Source organism: Bacillus sp. DU-106 (assembly GCF_004799705.1).
Lineage (GTDB): Bacteria > Bacillota > Bacilli > Bacillales > Bacillaceae_G > Bacillus_A > Bacillus_A cereus.
In genome coordinates, this window is sequence record NZ_CP026607.1 from 4,741,355 (window position 1) to 4,763,417 (window position 22,063).

Here is a 22,063-nt window from a genome sequence, read left to right on the forward strand (position 1 = left end):
TTTGATAAAAATACAGAATTTTCAATTTTATCAACATAAGAAAAAACGCAAAGAATTAAAAATTCTTCACGCTTTTCTTTAACGAAACTATATCGAAAGCCTAACTCACATTAGTCTCCACTTTGTTGTTCTATCGTTTTCGAAACATCATATAATCCTGACAGCACTTCCGCTCTCATTTTTACAAGCTCAGGGAACTGATAGAAGAAAGCAATTTTCTTATATTTTAACTCTGTTCCTTCTTTCACTTTTTTTGAATCTTGTAAAATGAACGCTGTAAATGTATCTGCGATATCTTCCGTTACATTTGTTGTTCCATATAGCGATACAAAATCATCATGCTTTTCTTTATAAAATTCAATTTGTGCCTCTTCACTTTCTTCTACTTTCTTTTCTGTCCACTCTTGCTCAATTGGTTTCCAAAATTCATTATAAAATTGGTTAATATACGAACTTTTTCTCACACATCCATTTTTCACGAACACCGTTTTACATTTATTTCGATATGATGAAATGTCTTTCTCTTCATCAAACGCCTCTAAATACTTTCTATCCACTGGTACTTGTTTATGTCCAATCGTTAATACGTGAGCCGTTTCATGAATTAATGTTTTCATCACTTCATCTATATTCACCCCAGAATCAAGCACGTCTAAACTAAGCACCCAATCTCTCGGGTCATCTATACTTGGCATGACATGGGCAACAACGCCATCATAACCATCCGTTATTAGACCAAATCCTGTTATATTCTCACGATATTTCACTGGGACGAGAGTGCGATACATGTCCCATAAGGTTTCATGATACTCTCTATCTTGTCGCTGACTTAACAAATCATCTTTTGCTACTTCGTCATCTGCAAAAACTTTATTCAATCTCTTACGATCCAATTTCTCAAAATAAGGATCTACAATTTCATCACCATCGATATAATAAGAAGCTAAAAAGAAATAATTGTCATCCTTTTCTTTTTTCTGTTCCGCCTCTTTCATATTCACACTTTCATACTCTTCTATGTCATAATCTTCTACTTTTTCAAGTTCTGAAAGTCCCTCTATCTTTTTATATACTTTTTGTAATGTTTTATCTCCTATTTGCGTACACTCTTCTTCTGTTTTACAAATTTCTTTTTCTTTCGTAACCTCGATAGCACTATCGCATCCTGCAACTAAACTGCTTGCTATAATACAACACACTAACTTGCCATACAGTTTCTTCATACAATCCCCCATTATTCCATTCTACAAAATATCATAATCATTTTTTTGCGAATATGCGATAATTAATTATAAAAACTCCAAGGAGGCTTCTCATGATTCGTGCAATCTTATTCGACTTAGATGGAACACTATTAGATCGGCGCCAATCTTTAGAACAATTTATTTATGAGCAATATAATCGCTTCTCCTCACATTTGATGAGTATAGAGAAATCAGAGTATTGTTCTCGATTTCTTGAACTCGATAATAATGGCTATACGTGGAAGGATAAAGTATATGCTACTCTCCTTTCCGAATACAACATTACTACTTTAACGCAAGAGCAACTACTACACGACTATATTACAAACTTCCAACATCATTGTATTCCTTTCAAAAACACGCATGAACTACTTCAACAGTTAAAACAGCGAAACATTAAAATTGGTATTATCACAAACGGTTTTACTGAATTTCAGATGAGCAACCTTCGAGCACTACATATACATACGTATACAAACACCATTCTCGTTTCAGAAGCTGAAGGAATTAAAAAACCTCATCCTGAAATTTTCGAACGTGCTTTGCAAAAACTAGATGTGAAGGCAGAAGAATGTCTTTATGTTGGAGATCATCCAGAAAACGATGTGCTTGGTTCTGAACAAGTAGGGATTCTTGGTGTTTGGAAAAAAGATTCGTTTTGGGGTGATTTTAAGCATTCACGTATCGTAGATGATTTGTTGGAGGTACTTTCGTTTTTAGAGGTGGAGGTGGAGATAAAAATACAATAATAGTAATTAAATTATATCAACAATTTTCACAATATATTGATTTACCGACAAAAAATAATAAGAGGAGGCAGTTGTTCAAAAACGCCTCCTCTTATTATTCATATACTGTAAACTGCGGTTTACTCGGATGATCTTTTACTAGCGCATCATCTGGAAACTTTGAAACTTTTTGATATAAGGCAATGTCGCCGATACACCCTGCTGTTAGTAGAATTCCTAAAAATGAGAGTGGCTCCAGATTCATAGCTAATCCCAATACAATTGGCAAAATTCCAGTTGGTAAAAACGGAAGCATTAACACTTTCTTCATTTGCTTTACTGTAACCGCCTGTTTAGAATGAGCATATGCAACACCTAATTTCCAATTAACGCCCCATTTTAGTTCACTCCACGGAACACCTCCGATATAGCGAAAGCCAATTAAATGTATCGCTTCATGAATACAAACGAGAACAATCATTGCGATAATAAAAAGAAACATCGTTAATAATGTAACTTCGACTTGAACCCCACCTGAAAGAAATATATGCAAATAACCAATTCCAAACGACAAAGCAATTATTATAAAAAATAAAGAAAAGTTTAATTTAACCATCGAAACAGTAACAGTCGTTTCTTTTCTTTTATCCATCTTCCCCCTCCTAAAATGTAAATATATCTTTACAAAATTGTATAATATCCCCAAAATAATGTAAAGATATGTTTACATTTATTCTTACATATAAAAAAAGAAACCGGCTACTTTACTTCGTAAAACAGCCGATTTCTTCTATATGTTTCATCGTACGCGCTAATACGTCATCGCGCATTATAAAGCTAAATTTTCTATTCGTTTTAATGTTGTCAGGAATGTCTTTTAATAAAACAGACCCTTTCGTTTCTTCGTAATGCGTATGTTCTTCTACCGCACTAATTGTTGCAAAATAAATGTTTTTAATGATTATTTTGTCTTTTCCAGATACTTTGTATTGTCCTAAGTAAGTTAAATCAGAAACTATGCCGCCGGTTTCTTCATGAACCTCTCGAACTGCCGCTTCTTCCGGTGTTTCCCCTAGTTCTACTTTACCACCTGGAAATTCAAGACCGCGACGTAAATGATGCGTTAATAACCATTGATCCCCGTACCGGCATACAACCCAAACATGCTTTGGCTCAGGAGAAAATGGATAACGTTCAAACGATAATTGTACAGTGTTGTGGTAATAATCTTTAAATTTGTACATGCCATTACTCCCCTATTGATGGTTACAAGTTTTTCCTACCACAAATTGTAGCATATTCTCGCTTTTCTGCATAATATTATCCAATTACAATCCATTGATTATTCCCATTTGTGCGACTAATTCTTTCGTCTCATGATTTCCTAAATCGTAAATCATTTTATATGCTTTTTGTAGTTGTTCATCATATCGGTCATTATTTGAATCGTGATGATACTCAACAAATGGAACGTGGGAGCGTACAAATGACCCTAAATCTTCTACATATGCTTGATCAAAGTGCTCTCTTAATTCCGTAATTTCCTCATCATTTGCGGAAATCTCAAAATTATACGTATCCGCCGTCTTCACTTGTGAAATTTGACCGTTTCCTATTGATATATAATATGTTTTTTTCGTCTCCATGTAACACCCTTCTTTCATCCTTTTATTTTCTATTGTTTTCATCAATTACAAAATTATGTAAAATAAAGAAAAGGAGGGATTTTATGTTCAAAATATTAATTATCGGTATTATCATCGTCCTAATCATCCTCGTACTCTCCATCATGACAATTAATAAAGGCTATGCTTATAAACATTCCGTCGATAAACTAGAAGACAATCCTTATACAAAAAAGAATAAGGAGAATTCCTAATATGCTTCGTATACTTCGCATCATAGTAGCACTCACTGTGATTGTTATGTCGGCAATTGGATTATATACAGGTCAAAATAATTTTTTACCTCTTTCACAATTTCTATTAGGGGCTTTAATGTTTCTCATCGCATTTGAACAAATAAAGAAAAAGGAATCAGCAACTGGATTTATTTGTATTATTGCCGGTGCTTTCATTTGGATTGTTCTCATCATTAGTTATATCAAATAAAAGGAGGTACATGCATGCTAAAAGGAGTACGGATTACTTTATCACTTATTGCTTTATCTATAGCAATCTATGGATTTTTTACTAGTAATAGAGAAATAATGCCGTATATGTTTATCTCTTTAGGAGTTATGGCCCTCACCATAAGTTTAGAGGAAATATTAAAACAGCAAACAGGAGGTAGTGTGCTCGCTCTACTAGCAGGAGCCGCTGCTTTATTTATTGGTTTCACAGAAATATTCTAGTAAATGGTCTAAAGGGGGCTATACGATGCTAACTCTAACTATATTACGGATTTTTTTAGCATTTTTCATGCTTCTCTTACTCACTCTAAGCACTTATGTCCATTTTACCGATAATTTTTCACTTCTCCCATACGTACAATTTATTCTCAGTTGTTCCTTTATTCTTCTAGGAATTAATGAGTATCCCGTATTTTTTCGTTTCTAGTCTCATATTCTTCTTTTTAATATCAAACTCTTTCGCTACATGTAGAATAAAATTTCGATCAATTTAGCATTTATAATTATTTTCTCTCAGTAACTATTTCTTTCTACTTAAGGGGGATTCCATGTTAAAAAACATTCAAATCATAATCGCCACTATCGCTCTTTCTCTCGCCCTATTTAGCTTCTTTGCAAACTTCACTATTCTTTTACCTTACGTGTTTATCCTTTTAAGTATTATGTTTATCCTTTTTGGAATTGATGAAATGAAGAAACGGGAAAAAGCAAAGGCATTTGTTTATTTTCTCGGTTCTGCCTTTGTTTTATATGTTGGAGTATCTAATATATTTTCATAAAAAAGAAGAGTATGTTCGCTCTTAGTACAATAAAAAAACTGCCCTTTCACAGGCAGTTTTCCTTTTTATCCAAACACTTTCTCAAGTTCATCTTTATCTTGGCTTAACCAGAAGTTCATTAAGCGTTGTGCTCCTTCTAAGTCGTGAAGCTTCGCTTGACCACATTGTGTTTCATTTGCAGCTGGAATTTCTGTAATTTGAACCGCATCTTTTAATGTTAGTTCTAATAAATCAATGATTTCTCGTACTGTCGGTGTTCCGCTTACTACAAGATAATATCCTGTTTGGCAGCCCATCGGTGAAATATCGATAATATCAAAATGCGGATAACGATCAATATATTTACGTAAATTAAATGCTAATAAATGCTCTAACGTATGAATAACATCTGGTTTCATTGCTTGTTTATTCGGTTGGCAGAAACGAATATCAAATTTATTTACAATACCGTCACTACCTACATTGTGAACTCCGCAATGTCTTACATAAGGTGCCTTTACAATCGTATGATCTAATTCAAAGCTTTCTACTGATGGCATACAACATCTCTCCCGCTTTTAATTTAATTCCGTTATATCCAATATGATATAACGGAAATGCACATTAGTAAAGTATTATGTACAGTCGTGCTATAATACTTTAAGAATATGCTGAAAAGGAGACCGTTATGAAACAGATTTTTATTGGGATTATACGCTTTTATCAAAAATTCATTTCTCCGATGACACCACCAACATGCCGTTTTTATCCGACTTGTTCTCATTACGGATTAGAGGCGTTTCAAAAACATGGTGCACTCAAAGGTTTTTGGCTTACTTGTAAGCGTATATTAAAATGTCACCCTTTCCACCCGGGAGGATTTGATCCTGTCCCAGATAAAAAGGATGACAAAGTAAATTCTTAATTGTCGTAACCATTCACAACTAAATCTAATTTTCCTGTTTCAGGATCGATAACAAGACCGTGAACAGGTACTTCTTCTGGAAGTAACGGATGGTTGCGAAGTATCGATACGCTATGTTCTACACTTTCTTCTACACTAGAGAACCCTTGTAGGAATCTTTCTAAATCGATTCCAGAATAACGGAGTGTATCTAATTTCTCATTTGTTATACCGCGCTCTTTCATCTTCTCAATTGTACTGCTTGCCTGAATTTTTGCCATACCGCAATCGTGGTGACCAACTACACAAACTTCATCAGCACCAAGTTCATATACAGCAACTAAAATACTACGCATAATACTTCCGAATGGATGTGAGATAACAGCTCCTGCTACCTTAATAATTTTCACATCACCGTTACGCATATTCATTGCTTTTGGTAATAATTCAACAAGACGAGTATCCATACAAGAGATAATTACCATTTTTTTATTCGGGAATTTTCCTGTTTCATACTCTTCGTATTTTTTCTCTTCAACAAATTTCTCATTGTACTGCAAAATCTCTTCTAATGACTTCATAGTAAAGGACCCTCTTTTCTCTCGTTTACACTACATAAATAGTGTACCAAAATATGAAAAACTCAAAAAGGATATCGCTTTATAGTAAAAATAAGATATTTTCAGATAATCGACATAATTCTTTCAAAATATACACACAGCTTTGTAACAAGTTTCACATACTTTAAACGTATTTTCACTATAAACTGATTGTAGATAATGTAAAAAAGGAGTGAATATTTATTATGTCCGACGTTCTGTTACTGAGTCGTTTTCAATTTGCAATTACTATTTTTTATCACTTTTTATTTGTACCTTTGACAATCGGACTTGTTATTTTGGTGGCATGTATGGAAACTCAATACGCCCGCACATTGAATCCAACATACCGCAAAATGGCAAATTTCTGGGGTAAATTATTTACAATTAACTTCGTAATGGGGATTATAACCGGGATTACAATGGAATTCCAATTTGGAACAAACTGGTCTGAGTACTCCAAATATATGGGAGACATTTTCGGATCACCTCTCGCAATCGAAGCACTTGTTGCCTTCTTCTTAGAATCTACTTTCATGGGAATATGGTTATTCGGTAAAGACAAAATTTCACCAAAGTTCCGTGCCTTCTGCATGTGGATGGTTGCACTTGGAACAAATATTTCCGCCCTTTGGATTATTACAGCAAACGGCTTTATGCAAAACCCTGTTGGCTACGTAGTACGTAACGGCCGCGCTGAATTAAATGATTTCTGGGCACTCGTTACGAATCCATACGCTTGGAATATGTTCTTCCATACTGTAGTTGGTTGTTATATTGTTGGTGCTTTCTTCGTTATGGCAATTAGTGCCTATCACTTATTACGTAAAAATGAAGTTGAATTCTTCAAAAAATCATTTAAGTTCGGCTTAATGTTAGGCTTATTCGCCGCAACAATTACACCGTTTATGGGACATCAATCTGGTGTATCAGCAGCTAAATATCAACCCGCAAAAGGAGCTGCGATGGAAGCAGTTTGGGAAACTGGAAAAGGACAAGGCTTCTCAATTGTTCAAATTCCTGATGTAAAAAATGAGAAGAACTTTGAATTCCTTACGATTCCAAAACTCGGAAGCTTCTTCTACACAAATTCATTTGATGGCGAAATTGTTGGTTTAAAAGATATTCCGAAAGATGAACGTCCAAATGTTAACCTCGTGTATTATAGCTTCCGCTTAATGGTTGCACTCGGTATGTTCTTTATGGCATTAACTTGGTATGGCTTCTATTTAAACCGAAAAGGAAAACTAGAAAACTCAAAACGTTATTTAAAAATTACAATATGGTCTGTCTTACTTCCTTATATTGCGATTAACGCAGGATGGATTGTCGCTGAAGTAGGTCGCCAACCATGGACAGTATATAAACTAATGCGTACAGCAGAATCTGTATCGCCTATATCTGTCCCGCAAATTTGGTTCTCATTAATTAGTTTAATTTTATTCTACACTTTACTTTTAATCGCAGACGTATACTTAATGCTGAAGTTCGCGAAAAAAGGACCTGCCGCATTAGAAGAACCTGCTACTGAGGGAGGTGTGGCTCATGTCTCATGATATGCTTGCAATCATCTGGTTCGGTTTATGGGGCGTGATTTGGACAGTTTACTTCATTCTTGACGGGTATGCACTTGGTAACGGAATGATTTTTCCTTTCGTTACGAAAGATCGACAAGAACGAAATCAATTACAAGAAGCAATTGGCCCGTTCTGGGGCGGTAATGAAGTATGGTTAATTACAGCTGGTGGCGCAACATTTGCTGCCTTCCCAGTCACATATGCTAATATGTTTAGTTATTTATATACACCGTTATTCTTAGTATTACTTGCACTATTTGCTCGTGCCGCTGGACTGGAATTCATGCATAAAGATGATTCACCAATTTGGCAAAAAACTTGTAAATGGGCATTTGCAATTGGCAGTTTCTTAATCGCCTTTTTATTCGGTGTTACATTTGCTAACTTGTATTACGGACTACAAATCGGAAAAAATGGCTATGAAGGAAATTTACTTAGCTTACTAAACCATTACGGTATATTAGGTGGTCTTTTCTTCACTGCTATATTTGTCGTATCCGGTGCCCTTTGGGTCATGATTAAAACGACTGGTGAAGTATCCGACCGTGCTTATAAAATCGCAAGACCGTTTTCAATGGCAGCTGCTATCATTTTAGCTATTTTCTATGTAGCGACTGCTAATCGAACAAACTTATTCCAAAACTTTACGGAATATCCGGTACTATTCATTCTTCCAGTACTTGCAATGCTAATGAGTGTACTCGCACTAATTATGGTGTACAAACATAAAATTGGCCTTGCATTCACATTCGTTTGCCTAACAATCGCAATGTTTATGACAACTGGCTTTGCAGGTATGTTCCCAAGAATGTTACCATCTCGTATTAACGATGCATACAGTACAACGTTATACAACGCAGCTGGTAGTCAATTAAACTTAAAAATTATGTTCTTCGTTGCAATGGTCATGGTACCAATCGTTATTGGATATCAGCTTTGGAGCTACAGTATATTTAAAAATAAAATTCATAAAGACTCTGCTAAAGGGTATCACTAAGGTAAAAAAAGACACTTCATTTGAAGTGTCTTTTTTATACGTATGATTTTCGATAAGATGTTATATTTCTAATCTAACAACTATACTACAGAAGAATCATTAACAGCTCACAGCTAGATTGTATCATAGGGCAACTTCATCATTTTATGCAATTTTACATACTGTACTATAAAGTAAACTGTATCCCCTGATCATTCGCATCATTATCCCATACATCAGCTGTACTAATCCCGCTAAACGTTTGTACTTTCATTCCTGTATTTGATGATCCCGATCCATTATAAGCCTTCGTCTTTTCAATCGGCTGTACGTTATATTTGTCACCTACATTAATTGTTCCATTGCAGTTTTCAATAATAACACCTTCCACAACTGCCGGCATTTTGTCACCCACTTTCATTTCTTTACTTTTATTTTATGAAAATCGCCTAGAAAAATAGCATGTTTCAATAAGAAAAAGCACTCAATTTGAGTGCTTTTTCTTTAAGCATAAAGACAAGTTTGGAGACAGTTGACTTCTTCAAAATTTTATTAGGGGTAATATTTTGAAAAAGAAAGCCTTTCATATGTAGGTTAGCACCACTGGAATATATAGTAAATTGATAATATTTATACGGAAGATTGCTAATGTTTAGTATAGATAGTTTACACTATGCTAACAGTGTAAACTATCTATACTAATAAAAAAAGGTGCCTTCAAAAAAGACACCTTTCAAAAACAGACACTATAAAACAGAATTATTTATTGTTATACGATTGTTAGATACAAAAAGTAGAGGGAAATGTTTGTATGAAATTCTGCTTTATAAAGTCTGTCTACAACTTATATTGTAATCCTCTTCATTTGAAAAAAAATATAATATGCACAATTGCATACAAAAAGAAAAAGCACTCTACTGAGTGCCTTTTCAACCATTTTACTTTTAATATATCGCTTTGAATATATTGTAACATACGTATCTATATATTTTATTGAGAAAATTCAAAATCCTTTTTCTTTCATTTTCACTTATAAAATCATGTAATATAAAAGGTATGTCAAATTCTTATACAAGTTGAGGTGTACTATATTTATGATGTATTTCGGAATTATTCCTCTTATATTATTTATTATTTTTCTTATCTCATATTTAAAAGATCCGCGAAAAATAATAAACGGCTTTTTATTTAATGCCTTTATCTGTTTTTTCCTTCTTTTTTGTGTGATTGTATCATTGAACTCAGATAGTGATGTCCTACGCTACATTATATTTTTACCTTTTTTAGCACTTCTCATTATGCTTCCTTTCGGTATTGTTGCTTTAATGTTTGGGCTATTTCTTAATGCTAGAATTTTAATGAAGCGAGAAGGACGACGGTTCACTAACTGTTTAACACTCCTTGCTGCTTTAGGGATGTTATTCTTTATGTTACTCCCTATTATAAATCCAGCAAGTTTGGTTTCATCGCATTTAGAGCCTATTTTTGCAGCTATTTCTCTTATAAGCATATATTTCTTTATACACTTATCTAACTTCTTAAGTGCATATTTTTTATACCAATTCAACAGACCAAGACGTAATCAAGATTTCATCATCGTTCTTGGTAGCGGCTTAATTAATGATAAAGTACCACCTTTACTTGCAAGCCGCATTAATAAAGCGATTGACTTCTATTGGAAACAAGCCGCTGTTAATACACCACCAACAATTATTTTTTCTGGTGGACAAGGTCCAGATGAAGGTCTTCCAGAAGCGGAAGCGATGCAAAGTTACGCTGTTGAAAAAGGAATTCCTCTTGAACATACAGTCCAGGAAAATCGCTCTGTAAACACATATCAAAATATGCTGTTCTCTAAAGAAATTATGGATTCTTTAAAACCAGAAGGTAAATATAAAAGTATTTTTACAACGAATAATTTCCACCTTTTCCGTGCTGGTATATATGCAAGACAAGCCGGTCTTAATAGCCAAGGAATCGGATCAAAAACTGCATTTTATTACTGGCCTAACGCAATGATCCGTGAATATGTTGCGATTGTCGTAATGGGACGCAAGCGCCATATGAAAATATGTGGAACTATTTTAGGTTTCGCTTTATTCGTATCAGTACTTAGTTTTATATTTTCTTAATAGCATCCCATCCTTTGAAAGGATGGGATTTCTTATACTGATTTCAAAAATATTTTAAAGATAATATGGTGATAATATTCCCTGCATACATCCATTAAAGGAGAATTTTTTCAAATTAAATGTTAAAATAAAATTTAGGTGTGAATTACGTAACAAATAAGAAACTAGTTTGAAACGAGGAAATTACATGGAGAAAATTATCAAAAACAAGCCCAATAAGCTAAGAATTGCTTCAAAAGCTTTGATGATTATTATTGGGGCATTTATCACAGCGTACGGATTAGAAGCAGTATTAATTCCAAATAACGTATCAGACGGTGGTGTAACTGGTTTAAGTATCGTTAGTTCAAGATTATTTGGATTGCCATTAGGAGCTCTAATCGCAGTTATTAACATTCCTTTCGTTTGGTTAGGGTATAAGCAAATCGGTAAAAGCTTTGCGATTTATTCTATTATCGGAATTGCTTCATTAGCAGTAGGTACCGTTGTCATGCACGGAATACCAGCTATTATTGAAGGCGATACATTATTAGTTACAGTTGTTGGTGGTATTATCATCGGTTTTGGTATGGGACTAGCATTACGTAACGGTGGGGCATTAGATGGAATCGATATGCTTGCTGTATTGCTTTCTCGTAAGTTACCATTTGGAACGAGTGACCTTATTTTATTCTTAAACATGTTCGTATTTATTTTCGTATCAACGGTATTCGGCCTGCAAGGAGCTATCCTTTCGGCAATTGCTTACTTTATCGCTTCGAAAGTGATTCATATCGTTGAAGTTGGTTTAAGTGGTTCAAAAGCATTTAAAATTATTACAAAAGAGCCTGAATTAATGGTAGAAACAATTCGCGATCGTTTAGGCCGAAGTGCAACATATAACGAAGTATACGGTGGTTATTCAAGAGAGAAGTTTAAAGAAATTTCATGTGTAATTAACCGTTTAGAAGAAAGTAAAATGAAAGAACTTATTAATGAAATCGATCCACACGCCTTTATTACAGTTTATGACGTAGCAGAAGTAAAAGGCGGTAACTTTAAGAAACGTGATATTCATTAATCGTTATGAAAAAGAGGGTGTGCCAAAATTTTGGCACACCCTCTTTTTATTATTAAGTTGCTATCGTTGTCAGTTTTTGTCGGTAAGTCGATATATTTCAATAATCGCTGATATATTTTTACTTCCTCCCTTATGCCTAAATCGTACCACATGAGAGGAATTAATTCCCATAATAAAAAAAGACCAAAAAGCAAATTCCACTTTTCGGTCTCTACACTATCTTCTCTTCGTAATTTTTCCTGAACCACCGACCCTCGTTTTCGGAGGAGATGTATTCCTTGGCGGCGTTTTAATAGATGATTTTGGCTTCACATCTGATCCGCTTGAACCGCCTGGTGTTTTTGTAATTTTACCCTTGCTTCCAGTAGAAGGTGGGGGCGTCGTATTACTTCCTTTTTCAGTAATACTTCCCTTATCACCTACTGATGGTTTCGAATCTACATTATCGCCTCGCTTAATGATAGACCCTTTCCCTTCCTTCGTAATTGGAGGTGGGGTTTTCTTTTCTTCTTTTGTAGGTGGTCTCTCTGGAATAACTGGTTTATGATTTTGTCTATCGTTATATCCTCGATAATCACCGTATGATGATTTTCGTGAACCGAATATATCGTTTAATATGCTACCCATAATATATCCTTGCAAGAAGGACGGTTGGTAATTTTGACGGACAAATTCTTTATTACTTATTTCAATTAACGTATCAGATGGTTTCTCTTTATCCTTTTGCAGGTTATAAATCTTATCAGAATAAACGAGGAACATTTGATTTTCGTCTTCTTTAGATGCTTGCTGCGGTTCTCTTTCATTAATGAGTTCCTTTGCGACTTCAGGAACTGACCGATTGGCGGCCCTATACACGTAAGATTCTTGTTTACCTTCCTTGGCAACAGATTCAAGTGGATAACGGTCTTGAATCGACTTTGTCTGCCCGCCTTGACAACCTGATAAGGCATAACCAGCAACAACAAGTAATATAACGATAGCAAGTATAGGGATCACAAACGATTTAATCATGGTAAACAATCGGTTTGACATGATTACGCCCCCTTACGTTGCTCTTATAATTTGTACATCAGCAGGAATGATTGCTTCTCCCTCATACATCATCGTGCGACCATTTTGCCATTCAATACGCAATAATTTTCGATTATCTGATTGGAATTCCCATATATACTGTTCTTCTGAAGCTGAGAACGGAGTTTTTCCCATCACAACAACACGTCCGTTATATTGTTCTTCCATATGGTACTCGGTATCATCCATTTCAATTGTCGTCGGAATTTCATCAATTGAATCTAAGCGACCATCAATTGGAGTATATAATTTGTAATACGTATTTTCTCGGTCTTCAATTTTTAAATAACGAATATCTTTCCCGTCTTGTAGTGTTAAAACAATTTCTTTACGAGAATGCATACTCGTTTTCCCAATTAATTCATACATAACTAATGAAACTTCAATCATATCGCCAGGAGCTAACGTTAAAAGACTCTTTTCCGGCTTCGGTGGCTCTGGGCTTTTCATTATATTTTTAATTCGTTTAAATAAACTCATGATCTACCCCTCCTTTTCTCTTTATAAACACGCACCTAAAATTAGTGCACCAACAATATGTAATGATCCGGCTAACATCGCATGTGCAACGCTACCTTCTTTCGTACCCTCTTCTAAATCAAGACCAGACATTTTCTTTAATACGAATTCGATAAACATTTCTACCACTAATAAAATAACGAAAGAAACTGCTGATGCAAGAAGTGCTTGCCATAAATCATTTGCTTTCGTTATTGATTGGGATAAAATGTACCCTTGTGCAAATAATTTCATAATAAAACGAGTTGTTACAGCTGTATTTCCATTTTTTATTTCTTTTAAGTCATTGTATTTTGTAAAAATTGAATCAACCCACATAATTGCAAATAAAAGTACTGCACTCGCTCCAGTCCATACAAGCATGGCAACTACATTCATCCATGTCATTGCAAAACCTCCTCTAAAAAGTAATAGAAAACCGACATGAATTTGTTTAGACATGTCGGTTCATTTGTCTTTATTCTATATTATTTCTCATACTGCTTCATAATACGAGCTAATTCATCGTCAACAGCAGAATTTTTGTTTAAGCTTGCGAATTCATCATCTAATGATTTTTCTTTCTTATAAACTTCACCGCTTGCTTCCGCTTCAGCCTCTAATTGAAGGGCTTTCTCTTCCATACGGCTTAAACCAGCTTTTGCTGAGTTTGAATCAAATCCAGACATCGCCTGATTAATATTCTTTTGTGCTTTCGCCGCATTTACACGCGCTACAAGTGTTTCACGTTTATTTTTCAGCTCATTTAATTGCTTACGCATTTCTTCTAGCTTTAGGCGCAGGTTATCAGCAGCAGCTTTATTTTGCTCGTAGCTTGCTTTATACTCATTCATTTTTTGCTCTGCATTTTGTTTTTCTTCTAATGCACGACGCGCAAGATCTAAGTTATTAGCTTGAACAGCCGTATGAGCCTGCTCTTCACGTTTTTTCACAAGTGCTTCTTGCTCTTCAAATAATATTTTGAATTTCTTCTCAAGTGCGATTTGAGCTGCTACACTTTTCTCAGCCTCTTGTACATCGGCTTGCATATCGCGTAAATATTGATCAGTCATCTTAACTGGATCTTCCGCTTTTTCAATTAACGAATACACATTTGACATTGTTAAATCTCTTAATCGTTTAAATACAGACATCTAAATTCCTCCTATGATATACCTCATATTTCAAATTCACTACTTGGAAAACTGAAAAATCTCCCTTTACAGTAAAGAATATTCATTTTACAGCCTATGTGTTTATTATAACAAAACTAATATGTCCTTACATGTTATTTCCAAAATACATCCATTATAATATGACATTTTATACACAATATTGCATTTACAATATATTATAATTATATCTATTTGGAGTTAACTTACTTTTGTGCAATTTCACTAAATTACATAAGTGTAATGTTACTGTAAGCTAACTCGATAGTTGCATTCCAATATTTCTTATACACTAATATCAGAAGCAACAAACAAGCTTCTTCACATGTAAGCACTAATACAAAAATTGTATTTACTATAAAACATATAAAAGGAGAAATCATCATGAAAAAATTAGTAGGAATCGGATTAGCAGCAGCAATTTCACTTGGAGCATTATCAGGTTGTTCTTTATTAGGAGAGAAAGCGAACGGCTTTGTACTGTACGGATCAGAAGAACAAGTTCAGCAAATTACAGATAAAAACAAAAAAGAAGTGAAAGAAAAAGACTTCTATAAAATGAAAATGACAACATTAGATGGTAAAAAAGTTCTTGTAATGGATAAGAAAACTGGTGAAGAACTAGTGAAAAAAGAGTTACTTAGCAAAGTTGATGAAAAAGACAACACGAAACCACTTGATAAATTACCAGCTGTAACAACAGAACAAGGTGTATTATTTGCAAAAGAAAAAGTAGAAAATGCTGCACTTGATGGGGCAAAATTAAAATATGAAGGCAACACAATTATCGGAAGTGGTCGTGCATATACAGATATGTATGCGATTGTCGATGACGCAACTTACAGCAATGTAAAAGGTGATGAAAAATCTGTAGGTGTATTAAAATTTGATAAAGACCCAAGTAAAGAATTCCCTGGTTACAAAGGCGTAGAAGCTTCTCAACTTGTAAAAATTAAAAAGTAAAACAAAAAAGCTTTGCGAAATTCGCAAAGCTTTTTTCTATTTATTATGAGCAATTTGCTCCATATCCGGGCTACAAGTTTGCGACTGACATGACTTATTTAAAGAACATGCCGCGCATTTTCCTTTTTTACTTCTCTTTACAAAATTAACTAACGTATATGCTGCATAACCAAAAATGATAGCTCCAATTATAATATTGACCATCATCACAATACATCTCCTTCTAGAATCCGAGTAAGGATCCAACTTGGTATATAATGAGCGTTAATACATAAGCAACTACGAGTGGATAAACGACTGAGAAAATCGTCCACTTCGCTGATCCTGTTTCACGTTTAATAACAGCTACCGTCGCTAAACACGGAACATATAATAAAATAAAGAACATAAATGCATAAGCTGATAATGCTGTATAATGTGCTCCCATTACATTTCCAAGCACATCTTCTTTAACTGCATAAATAATTGCCATTGTAGAAACGACAACTTCCTTCGCTAAAAATCCTGTTAAAAGGGATGCTGCAGCTTGCCACGTTCCGAAGCCGAGCGGTGCAAATAATGGTGCGATAAATCCACCAATCATCGCTAAGTAGCTATCTCCCATATCAACGCCGAATCCTGATGGACCTGCATAGTTTAATAACCAAATAACAACCGAACCACCAAAGATGAATGTACCAGCTTTACGAACAAATCCCTTTCCTTTCTCCCACGTGCTTAGCCATAATGTTTTTGCTTGTGGCACACGGTAAGGCGGTAATTCAATTACGAAAATAGACTTTTCCGCTTTCAAAATTGTAAGAGACATAATTTTTGTAACTAATAACGCAAGAACAATCCCTGCAACATATAAAGAAAATACAACAGTCGCCTGACTATGCGGGAAAAATACGCCCGCAAATAATGCATATACAGGTAATCGTGCTGAACAAGACATAAATGGTGTTACTAAAATGGTAAGTAAACGTTCTTTTTCCTGTTCAATCGTTCTCGCAGCCATGATACCTGGAACGTTACATCCAAAACCGATAATCATCGGAATAAAAGCTTTTCCGTTTAAGCCGAAAAACTCCATAATTCTATCCATAACAACTGCAATTCGCGCCATATACCCTGAGTCTTCTAATAATGAAATAAAAAAGAATAGTGCAAAGATTTGTGGTACGAATACTAATACAGCACCAACACCGGCAATAATACCTTCTGTAACTAGTGCTTGAATAAAATCAGAAGCTCCAATACTTGTAAGTCCAGCCGTCACCCAATCCGTAAGCTGGCCACCAAAAAACTCATCTAACATATCCGATAAAGGTGTACCAATCCACGTAAACGTAACCTGAAAAATAAAAAACATAACTGCTAAAAAGATTGGAAGTCCTAAAATTTTATGTGTAATTAATCTATCAATTTTTTCTGAAAAAGGAATTTTTCCTTCTTTCTCATGCTTCATAACATTTGTTTTTAACTTTTCAATATACGCTTCACGAGTTTTGTAAATGTGCTCTTCTAACGTACAATCAAGTCTTCCTTCTAAGCGAGATCGAATGGCTATGAGTTCCTTATAAATTGGTAATGCTTTCATTTCTTTTTCTACTACTTCGTTATTGCTTAAAAATTGAAGTGCTAACCATCTCGGATGCTCGTAATTCGCTGTCTCTAAAAGAGCAATTACTTCTCCAATTCCTTCATCCATTTGTACACCATATGAAATAAGGAATGGCTTTTTCTCTTTTTTGTCATTTTCTTTAAGAGTCGTAAGCAGTTCTTCACAGCCTTTTCCACTTCTTGCAACAACAGGAACGACTGTTACACCTAATAGCTCTGATAATCGTTTTACATCAATGACAATTCCTCTTTGCTTCGCCACATCAACCATGTTTAAACCAATTGAGACTGGCTTACCAAATTCAAGTAACTGCAACGTTAAATGCATATTTCTTTCAAACTGCGAGGAATCTACGATATTTAACATATGATTAAATTCTTCTGTTAATAGAAAGTTTGTTACAACACCTTCATCACGTGAAACTGGATTTAAATCATAAACACCTGGTAAATCAATTAATGTTCCTTGTCTATCTTTTAATTTACCAACCTTTTTTTCTACTGTTACACCGCTCCAGTTTCCTACGTATTCATAAGAACCAGTAAGTGCATTAAATAATGATGTCTTCCCTGTATTCGGATTCCCTAGCAAAGCTACCTTATTCACGCTAATTCCACCTTTATCATTTTCGCGTCACAATGACGAATACTAATTAACTGTCCACGACACTCCAATGTACAAGGACCTTTGAACATCGCTTTCTGTTTCAGGCGAAGTTCGCTTCCTTCAGCAAGACCGAAAGCAGCTAGTCTACGCTTTAATAGCTGATCTAAAGACTGAATACTTTTTACTAACACTTTCTCTCCAATTTTAATATCTACTAAGCTCATAACCTTCCCCCTCAGAAGAGAATGATAATTATTTTCAAAAAAATTATACCACACCCAATTTCTCTTGTACTATACCCTTTTGCTTCATATTTATTAACATTTCGCTACAATTCTATTTCAATTATTGTCATACTGTATTCGTTTGCCATTCTCATCCATTTCGCTTACAATAAACAATAACAAATAAAGAATTTCGTTATCACTGGGGGAGCCATGCCGCTGAGAGGGAACACTTCGTTCCGACCCTTCGAACCTGTTAGTTAATGCTAACGCAGGGATTGTGCAAACGTCCGAAATACATACCTCATTTTTATTTACGTATTTCGTATCCTCCTATGATATCTATTCTTTTTTGTACAACTTGGATTTAGGGGGAGACAACATGCGTAACACCAATTTACAAGCGATGATCGAATCTGCTATTCTTGCAGCCTTCGCCATGATTATCGATATTTTACCATTATCACTTAAACTTCCAACAGGCGGTTCTATCTCATTCGCTATGATTCCTATTTTTATTATTGCTTACCGCTGGGGCTTTAAATCAGCTTTCTTAGGCGGTTTAGTTTGGGGACTATTACAAATTGTCGTGGGAGATGCTTATATTTTAACACCTGTTCAAGCATTCATTGAGTACTTCATTGCCTTTGCTTTTATCGGATTTGCTGGCTTATTCTATCGTCCAATTCAAAAAGCACTTTTAACATCCAATGAAAATAGCTTAGAACAATCAAATTTAGGTAACCGTAAAGACAAACCTTCATCAAAACAAAATCAGGGTAAGAAAGTCCTTGCTTATATTATCCTTGCTACATTTATCGGTAGCTTTGCTCGCTATTTCTGCCACTTTATTGCCGGCATTATTTTCTGGGGACAATATGCGCCGAAAGGTCAATCGGCTGTGTTATATTCATTAATCGTAAATGGAAGTACAATGCTTGGTTCTTTTATTTTATGTACCGTTTTACTTATATTTTTATTTATCACTTCACCACGCTTATTCAAGAGCATCAGTGCTTATCAAATGAATACACAAAAAAAGGGCGCTTAATGAGCGCTCTTTTTTCATATCGTAATATCAATTAAAAATACAATAAATGCGCAAAAGAAAATAAATACCATTATACTTAGCCAATTGCTATGCACGGTTCATCGACTCCTTACATAACCTCATTTTCTAAACAAATTATACTGATTAAAAATAAAGATTAGGTAAAGATAATATGAAAATAAATTAAAAAAGCATAGATCATATTGTCTACGCTTTTTTCGGTAAATAGAAATAAAATAATACACCATCTTCTGTATTTTCTGCCCCATATTCAGCATCATGTAGTTCTAAAATATTCTTTGAAATAGCAAGCCCAAGCCCCGTCCCACCTTGTGAACGCTGACGAGCTGTATCCACGCGATAAAAACGATCCCAAATTTTATCTAATTGCTCTTCTTCAATATGAGTACCTTTATTTTCAATGCACACTTTTATACGATTCTTCTCATCTATTGTAGAAATAATAATATCCTCTTTATTTGGTGTATATCGTATAGCATTCGTAATGAAGTTCACGATGACTTGTTCAATCCGGCCTTGATTTGCAATCACTTCAAATGAACTTATATTTTTATGAATATGAAGTTCTTTTTTCTCTATTTCCACAGATAGATGTTCACATATACCTTCAATTACTGTATCAATATAAAACGAAGCTTTTTTCATTTTATATGTACCAGATTCAAATTTAGCTAACTCAAGCATATCCAAAATTAACGTATCCATTTTGTCTACTTCTCTCTCCATTGCCTGAAAATAATACTCTTTTTTATGTTCAGCTACCCCGTCTTTTAAAATAGAAATACAGCTTTTCATAATACTTAGCGGTGTTTTTAATTCATGTGAAACACCAGAAATGAATTCTTTTCGCGTCTTTTCTAACTTTCTTTCCTTTTCAATATCTTCTTCTAACTGTCCAATATGCGAATGGAGTTTATTTGATAGCACATTAATATTTTTCGATAAATCTCCAATTTCATCTTTCGAAGTAATCGGTATTTTTTCTGTGAAGTCTAAATGCGCTATTTTCTTTGTTGTATCATTTATTTTCAATAATGGCTTTGCAATTTGTTTTGAGTAATAGAACGAAGCTAAAAAAATAAGAACGACTACAAATGCAATGATATAGATATAATAATCTTGCACCATTTGTACAGCTTCATCTACCGGCTGTAAAGAAGCCATCGCATAAATATATGTTACCGATCCGTCTTTTTCTTTTATTGGTTTCATTAATAATTTATATTTTATATCATTCTTTTCGTAGTCCATTGTCTTTGTTGAATACTCTATTTGATTACTCTCTTTTAGTAACACATCCGTTTGAAATTCTTTTATACTATCCAAAAATAAAGTGTTTTTATAAATTGGATTTACGGGGCCTTTTACATCTGGAAACTGTACTTTCGTAACACGCCCTCCTATGTAAACATCTGGTTCTTGAGCAACTTGCTCCCGAACAGCCGGCTTCTTTTCCTTACCAACTTGTTCCACAGCTGCTTTCTTTTTCTCCTCATTTAATTTACTCATTTTCTCATTAAATGCTTTTTCTAACGGTTTATTAGATCCGCTTAAATTCTGCTTAGATAAAGAAAAAGAGAATGGAATAAAACTATCTTCTTTTCTCACTCCAGAAAAATAAATTTCTTGCCCTAAAAAATGCTCCGATAATTTATTATCAATCTCCTCTATATTGACGAGATTGCCTAAAGGAATTTTAAATATTTGTTGTCCAAAGCTCTTTTGTTGCCTACGATCTATCGTTACCTCAAAATAAAAATCATCTGCATGTTTTAAATTCCCGTTCTTATCTAATGTCGTAATCCACGTATTATTTTCTCTTAAAAAGTCTTGCTCTAGTTTCTGAATTTCTTCTGTATTTCCTGCATGATTTAAATAGTTCTTCTCAAAGGAATTTAAATTCACTTTAATATCTTCCACTTTTCGATTCGCATAATATTGTTTAAAAAATATCGTTTGTCCAATAAATATCGTCGCTAAAATTAACATGCATAATGCTGTTGTAAGAGTAAATAATTTTAGTACAATTCCATTCCTCATACATTGCCCTCAAATTTATAACCTGTGCGTACTACAGTTGTAATATACTTTGCTTTCTCTCCTAATTTATTTCTTAAATTACGAATATGGCTATTCACCGTTCGATCATCGCCAGCAAATTCATATCCCCAAATTCTTGAAATGAGTTGCTCTCGCGTTAAAACGATTCCTTGATTTTTCATGAAATACACCAATATTTCAAACTCCGTATGCGTTAAACTAACATCTGCCTCATCAACAGTAACAGTACGCGACGGAAAATGGACATGGATGCCATGAATCGATAACGTATCATCTTCGTTCTCTAAAGGTTTCTTCGATGCTTTTCTACTTTCTAATAATCGTTTCGCTCTTGCTAATAAAATTGGCGGACTATACGGCTTCGTCACATAGTCATCTGCCCCAAGTTCAAAACCGAGTAACGTATCGTCTTCATCTACGCGCGCCGTCAGCATAATAATAGGCACCTCGGACGTCTTTCGAATTCTTCGGCAAACAGACCATCCATCGAGTTCTGGCAACATAATATCTAAAATAACTAAATCAACCTCTTCTTCTTCAAATACAACTAAAGCCTCTTTCCCGTCCCTCGCTTCAAACACTACATATTGCTCACTTAAAAAATAATCTTTTAATATTTCACGTAATATGTCTTCATCTTCAACAATTAAAATATTTTTTGACATAATTTATATATCC

At 34.5% G+C, this 22,063-nt stretch carries 28 protein-coding genes and 1 riboswitch; of the genes, 12 read left to right on the forward strand and 16 right to left on the reverse strand.

The window, feature by feature from the left end:
* Positions 1-110 precede the first annotated feature (110 nt).
* Positions 111-1,223 (reverse strand): hypothetical protein, encoded by a 1,113-nt coding sequence (locus tag C3Y97_RS24200; protein WP_071740510.1) that lies wholly within the window; start codon positions 1,221-1,223, stop codon positions 111-113.
* Between the two features lie 92 nt (positions 1,224-1,315).
* On the opposite strand from C3Y97_RS24200, the gene C3Y97_RS24205 reads away from it, so the two are divergent.
* On the forward strand, positions 1,316-1,993 hold the full coding sequence (locus C3Y97_RS24205) for an HAD family hydrolase (RefSeq protein WP_136363683.1): 678 nt from the start codon (positions 1,316-1,318) through the stop codon (positions 1,991-1,993).
* Positions 1,994-2,087: 94 nt separating this feature from the next.
* Here C3Y97_RS24205 and C3Y97_RS24210 read toward each other — a convergent pair whose 3' ends face one another.
* The 3 genes from C3Y97_RS24210 to C3Y97_RS24220 all read right to left on the reverse strand — a co-directional run bounded on the left by C3Y97_RS24210 (position 2,088) and on the right by C3Y97_RS24220 (position 3,618).
* The gene (locus tag C3Y97_RS24210) at positions 2,088-2,624 is read right to left on the reverse strand and encodes a DUF3267 domain-containing protein (RefSeq protein ID WP_000361287.1); all 537 of its coding nucleotides are present in this window, start codon (positions 2,622-2,624) and stop codon (positions 2,088-2,090) included.
* Between the two features lie 112 nt (positions 2,625-2,736).
* Complete coding sequence (gene mutTA, locus C3Y97_RS24215) at positions 2,737-3,216, reverse strand: antimutator 8-oxo-(dGTP/GTP)ase (protein ID WP_000276385.1); 480 nt, start codon at positions 3,214-3,216, stop codon at positions 2,737-2,739.
* Positions 3,217-3,300: 84 nt separating this feature from the next.
* Positions 3,301-3,618, reverse strand: coding sequence for a hypothetical protein (locus tag C3Y97_RS24220; RefSeq protein WP_000448409.1), 318 nt, complete (start codon positions 3,616-3,618; stop codon positions 3,301-3,303).
* Positions 3,619-3,701: 83 nt separating this feature from the next.
* On the opposite strand from C3Y97_RS24220, the gene ytzI reads away from it, so the two are divergent.
* The 4 genes from ytzI to C3Y97_RS24240 all read left to right on the forward strand — a co-directional run bounded on the left by ytzI (position 3,702) and on the right by C3Y97_RS24240 (position 4,882).
* The gene (gene ytzI / locus C3Y97_RS24225; protein WP_000472791.1) at positions 3,702-3,851 is read left to right on the forward strand and encodes a YtzI protein; all 150 of its coding nucleotides are present in this window, start codon (positions 3,702-3,704) and stop codon (positions 3,849-3,851) included.
* 1 nt (position 3,852) lies between these two features.
* Complete coding sequence (locus C3Y97_RS24230) at positions 3,853-4,083, forward strand: DUF3953 domain-containing protein (protein WP_071740508.1); 231 nt, start codon at positions 3,853-3,855, stop codon at positions 4,081-4,083.
* A 14-nt stretch (positions 4,084-4,097) separates the two neighbouring features.
* Positions 4,098-4,325 carry a DUF3953 domain-containing protein gene (locus C3Y97_RS24235; RefSeq protein ID WP_071740507.1) on the forward strand — a complete coding sequence of 76 codons (228 nt, stop codon included), beginning with the start codon at positions 4,098-4,100 and terminating at the stop codon, positions 4,323-4,325.
* Positions 4,326-4,651: 326 nt separating this feature from the next.
* Positions 4,652-4,882 (forward strand): YczI family protein, encoded by a 231-nt coding sequence (locus C3Y97_RS24240; protein ID WP_000916668.1) that lies wholly within the window; start codon positions 4,652-4,654, stop codon positions 4,880-4,882.
* 65 nt (positions 4,883-4,947) lie between these two features.
* Here the strand turns inward: C3Y97_RS24240 and luxS are convergent, their stop codons facing one another.
* Entirely contained in the window at positions 4,948-5,421 is a 474-nt protein-coding gene (gene luxS, locus C3Y97_RS24245; RefSeq protein ID WP_001141371.1) for an S-ribosylhomocysteine lyase LuxS, read from the reverse strand.
* A 128-nt stretch (positions 5,422-5,549) separates the two neighbouring features.
* On the opposite strand from luxS, the gene yidD reads away from it, so the two are divergent.
* A complete protein-coding gene (gene yidD / locus C3Y97_RS24250; protein ID WP_000809334.1) occupies positions 5,550-5,786 on the forward strand; it encodes a membrane protein insertion efficiency factor YidD in 237 nt (78 codons plus the stop codon).
* Here yidD and C3Y97_RS24255 read toward each other — a convergent pair.
* The gene (locus C3Y97_RS24255) at positions 5,783-6,346 is read right to left on the reverse strand and encodes a beta-class carbonic anhydrase (RefSeq protein ID WP_000838169.1); all 564 of its coding nucleotides are present in this window, start codon (positions 6,344-6,346) and stop codon (positions 5,783-5,785) included. The genes yidD and C3Y97_RS24255 overlap by 4 nt on opposite strands.
* A gap of 224 nt (positions 6,347-6,570) precedes the next feature.
* Between C3Y97_RS24255 and cydA the strand changes: the two genes are divergently transcribed.
* Together cydA and cydB are read left to right on the forward strand one after the other, a co-directional pair.
* Complete coding sequence (gene cydA, locus C3Y97_RS24260) at positions 6,571-7,920, forward strand: cytochrome ubiquinol oxidase subunit I (protein ID WP_001286188.1); 1,350 nt, start codon at positions 6,571-6,573, stop codon at positions 7,918-7,920.
* Positions 7,910-8,938, forward strand: coding sequence for a cytochrome d ubiquinol oxidase subunit II (gene cydB / locus C3Y97_RS24265; protein WP_000017662.1), 1,029 nt, complete (start codon positions 7,910-7,912; stop codon positions 8,936-8,938). Before cydA ends, cydB begins: the two co-directional genes overlap by 11 nt.
* A gap of 166 nt (positions 8,939-9,104) precedes the next feature.
* Here cydB and C3Y97_RS24270 read toward each other — a convergent pair whose 3' ends face one another.
* Positions 9,105-9,338: a spore germination protein gene (locus tag C3Y97_RS24270; RefSeq protein WP_002001299.1), complete on the reverse strand. Its 234-nt coding sequence runs from the start codon at positions 9,336-9,338 to the stop codon at positions 9,105-9,107.
* Between the two features lie 673 nt (positions 9,339-10,011).
* On the opposite strand from C3Y97_RS24270, the gene C3Y97_RS24275 reads away from it, so the two are divergent.
* Positions 10,012-11,049: a YdcF family protein gene (locus C3Y97_RS24275; protein WP_000990094.1), complete on the forward strand. Its 1,038-nt coding sequence runs from the start codon at positions 10,012-10,014 to the stop codon at positions 11,047-11,049.
* Positions 11,050-11,236: 187 nt separating this feature from the next.
* Positions 11,237-12,109 carry a YitT family protein gene (locus C3Y97_RS24280; RefSeq protein ID WP_000411246.1) on the forward strand — a complete coding sequence of 291 codons (873 nt, stop codon included), beginning with the start codon at positions 11,237-11,239 and terminating at the stop codon, positions 12,107-12,109.
* A 216-nt stretch (positions 12,110-12,325) separates the two neighbouring features.
* Here the strand turns inward: C3Y97_RS24280 and C3Y97_RS24285 are convergent, their stop codons facing one another.
* The 4 genes from C3Y97_RS24285 to C3Y97_RS24300 form a co-directional block, all read right to left on the reverse strand.
* Complete coding sequence (locus C3Y97_RS24285; RefSeq protein WP_000071199.1) at positions 12,326-13,144, reverse strand: DUF4247 domain-containing protein; 819 nt, start codon at positions 13,142-13,144, stop codon at positions 12,326-12,328.
* A 12-nt stretch (positions 13,145-13,156) separates the two neighbouring features.
* Positions 13,157-13,663 (reverse strand): DUF4178 domain-containing protein, encoded by a 507-nt coding sequence (locus C3Y97_RS24290; RefSeq protein WP_000051745.1) that lies wholly within the window; start codon positions 13,661-13,663, stop codon positions 13,157-13,159.
* 21 nt (positions 13,664-13,684) lie between these two features.
* Positions 13,685-14,089, reverse strand: a complete 405-nt coding sequence (locus C3Y97_RS24295; protein WP_000220087.1) for a DUF350 domain-containing protein — start codon at positions 14,087-14,089, stop codon at positions 13,685-13,687.
* An 80-nt stretch (positions 14,090-14,169) separates the two neighbouring features.
* Positions 14,170-14,835 (reverse strand): PspA/IM30 family protein, encoded by a 666-nt coding sequence (locus C3Y97_RS24300; protein WP_000110290.1) that lies wholly within the window; start codon positions 14,833-14,835, stop codon positions 14,170-14,172.
* Positions 14,836-15,237: 402 nt separating this feature from the next.
* Here C3Y97_RS24300 and C3Y97_RS24305 point away from each other — a divergent pair, with 402 nt between their 5' ends.
* Positions 15,238-15,816: a lipoprotein BA_5634 family protein gene (locus C3Y97_RS24305; RefSeq protein WP_000737501.1), complete on the forward strand. Its 579-nt coding sequence runs from the start codon at positions 15,238-15,240 to the stop codon at positions 15,814-15,816.
* Positions 15,817-15,852: 36 nt separating this feature from the next.
* Here the strand turns inward: C3Y97_RS24305 and C3Y97_RS24310 are convergent, their stop codons facing one another.
* The 3 genes from C3Y97_RS24310 to C3Y97_RS24320 are packed head-to-tail and all read right to left on the reverse strand — an operon-like array spanning position 15,853 to position 18,252.
* A complete protein-coding gene (locus C3Y97_RS24310; RefSeq protein ID WP_000989598.1) occupies positions 15,853-16,023 on the reverse strand; it encodes a FeoB-associated Cys-rich membrane protein in 171 nt (56 codons plus the stop codon).
* Positions 16,024-16,039: 16 nt separating this feature from the next.
* Positions 16,040-18,028, reverse strand: a complete 1,989-nt coding sequence (gene feoB / locus C3Y97_RS24315; RefSeq protein ID WP_001044840.1) for a ferrous iron transport protein B — start codon at positions 18,026-18,028, stop codon at positions 16,040-16,042.
* Positions 18,025-18,252 carry a FeoA family protein gene (locus tag C3Y97_RS24320; RefSeq protein ID WP_000060512.1) on the reverse strand — a complete coding sequence of 76 codons (228 nt, stop codon included), beginning with the start codon at positions 18,250-18,252 and terminating at the stop codon, positions 18,025-18,027. The genes feoB and C3Y97_RS24320 overlap by 4 nt, the downstream gene beginning before the upstream one ends.
* 194 nt (positions 18,253-18,446) lie before the next feature.
* Positions 18,447-18,548: riboswitch (TPP riboswitch) on the forward strand.
* Between the two features lie 86 nt (positions 18,549-18,634).
* On the opposite strand from C3Y97_RS24320, the gene thiT reads away from it, so the two are divergent.
* A complete protein-coding gene (gene thiT, locus C3Y97_RS24325; RefSeq protein ID WP_001246588.1) occupies positions 18,635-19,303 on the forward strand; it encodes an energy-coupled thiamine transporter ThiT in 669 nt (222 codons plus the stop codon).
* 207 nt (positions 19,304-19,510) lie between these two features.
* Here the strand turns inward: thiT and C3Y97_RS24330 are convergent, their stop codons facing one another.
* On the reverse strand, positions 19,511-21,364 hold the full coding sequence (locus C3Y97_RS24330; RefSeq protein ID WP_098212820.1) for a sensor histidine kinase: 1,854 nt from the start codon (positions 21,362-21,364) through the stop codon (positions 19,511-19,513).
* On the reverse strand, positions 21,361-22,050 hold the full coding sequence (locus tag C3Y97_RS24335; protein WP_000041848.1) for a response regulator transcription factor: 690 nt from the start codon (positions 22,048-22,050) through the stop codon (positions 21,361-21,363). Before C3Y97_RS24335 ends, C3Y97_RS24330 begins: the two co-directional genes overlap by 4 nt.
* Positions 22,051-22,063 lie beyond the last annotated feature (13 nt).

What these genes read in the sequence shown, in the direction of transcription:
- thiT (WP_001246588.1), top strand. Translation starts at nt 18,635, where the DNA reads ATGCGTAACACCAATTTACAAGCGATGATCGAATCTGCTATTCTTGCA.
- C3Y97_RS24335 (WP_000041848.1), bottom strand. Translation starts at nt 22,050, where the DNA reads ATGTCAAAAAATATTTTAATTGTTGAAGATGAAGACATATTACGTGAA.
- C3Y97_RS24200 (WP_071740510.1), bottom strand. Translation starts at nt 1,223, where the DNA reads ATGAAGAAACTGTATGGCAAGTTAGTGTGTTGTATTATAGCAAGCAGT.
- cydA (WP_001286188.1), top strand. Translation starts at nt 6,571, where the DNA reads ATGTCCGACGTTCTGTTACTGAGTCGTTTTCAATTTGCAATTACTATT.
- C3Y97_RS24285 (WP_000071199.1), bottom strand. Translation starts at nt 13,144, where the DNA reads ATGTCAAACCGATTGTTTACCATGATTAAATCGTTTGTGATCCCTATA.
- C3Y97_RS24235 (WP_071740507.1), top strand. Translation starts at nt 4,098, where the DNA reads ATGCTAAAAGGAGTACGGATTACTTTATCACTTATTGCTTTATCTATA.
- C3Y97_RS24240 (WP_000916668.1), top strand. Translation starts at nt 4,652, where the DNA reads ATGTTAAAAAACATTCAAATCATAATCGCCACTATCGCTCTTTCTCTC.
- C3Y97_RS24320 (WP_000060512.1), bottom strand. Translation starts at nt 18,252, where the DNA reads ATGAGCTTAGTAGATATTAAAATTGGAGAGAAAGTGTTAGTAAAAAGT.
- ytzI (WP_000472791.1), top strand. Translation starts at nt 3,702, where the DNA reads ATGTTCAAAATATTAATTATCGGTATTATCATCGTCCTAATCATCCTC.
- mutTA (WP_000276385.1), bottom strand. Translation starts at nt 3,216, where the DNA reads ATGTACAAATTTAAAGATTATTACCACAACACTGTACAATTATCGTTT.
- C3Y97_RS24210 (WP_000361287.1), bottom strand. Translation starts at nt 2,624, where the DNA reads ATGGATAAAAGAAAAGAAACGACTGTTACTGTTTCGATGGTTAAATTA.
- yidD (WP_000809334.1), top strand. Translation starts at nt 5,550, where the DNA reads ATGAAACAGATTTTTATTGGGATTATACGCTTTTATCAAAAATTCATT.
- C3Y97_RS24220 (WP_000448409.1), bottom strand. Translation starts at nt 3,618, where the DNA reads ATGGAGACGAAAAAAACATATTATATATCAATAGGAAACGGTCAAATT.
- C3Y97_RS24280 (WP_000411246.1), top strand. Translation starts at nt 11,237, where the DNA reads ATGGAGAAAATTATCAAAAACAAGCCCAATAAGCTAAGAATTGCTTCA.
- C3Y97_RS24255 (WP_000838169.1), bottom strand. Translation starts at nt 6,346, where the DNA reads ATGAAGTCATTAGAAGAGATTTTGCAGTACAATGAGAAATTTGTTGAA.
- C3Y97_RS24295 (WP_000220087.1), bottom strand. Translation starts at nt 14,089, where the DNA reads ATGACATGGATGAATGTAGTTGCCATGCTTGTATGGACTGGAGCGAGT.
- C3Y97_RS24205 (WP_136363683.1), top strand. Translation starts at nt 1,316, where the DNA reads ATGATTCGTGCAATCTTATTCGACTTAGATGGAACACTATTAGATCGG.
- C3Y97_RS24275 (WP_000990094.1), top strand. Translation starts at nt 10,012, where the DNA reads ATGATGTATTTCGGAATTATTCCTCTTATATTATTTATTATTTTTCTT.
- C3Y97_RS24305 (WP_000737501.1), top strand. Translation starts at nt 15,238, where the DNA reads ATGAAAAAATTAGTAGGAATCGGATTAGCAGCAGCAATTTCACTTGGA.
- C3Y97_RS24300 (WP_000110290.1), bottom strand. Translation starts at nt 14,835, where the DNA reads ATGTCTGTATTTAAACGATTAAGAGATTTAACAATGTCAAATGTGTAT.
- C3Y97_RS24270 (WP_002001299.1), bottom strand. Translation starts at nt 9,338, where the DNA reads ATGAAAGTGGGTGACAAAATGCCGGCAGTTGTGGAAGGTGTTATTATT.
- C3Y97_RS24230 (WP_071740508.1), top strand. Translation starts at nt 3,853, where the DNA reads ATGCTTCGTATACTTCGCATCATAGTAGCACTCACTGTGATTGTTATG.
- luxS (WP_001141371.1), bottom strand. Translation starts at nt 5,421, where the DNA reads ATGCCATCAGTAGAAAGCTTTGAATTAGATCATACGATTGTAAAGGCA.
- C3Y97_RS24290 (WP_000051745.1), bottom strand. Translation starts at nt 13,663, where the DNA reads ATGAGTTTATTTAAACGAATTAAAAATATAATGAAAAGCCCAGAGCCA.
- C3Y97_RS24330 (WP_098212820.1), bottom strand. Translation starts at nt 21,364, where the DNA reads ATGAGGAATGGAATTGTACTAAAATTATTTACTCTTACAACAGCATTA.
- C3Y97_RS24310 (WP_000989598.1), bottom strand. Translation starts at nt 16,023, where the DNA reads ATGATGGTCAATATTATAATTGGAGCTATCATTTTTGGTTATGCAGCA.
- cydB (WP_000017662.1), top strand. Translation starts at nt 7,910, where the DNA reads ATGTCTCATGATATGCTTGCAATCATCTGGTTCGGTTTATGGGGCGTG.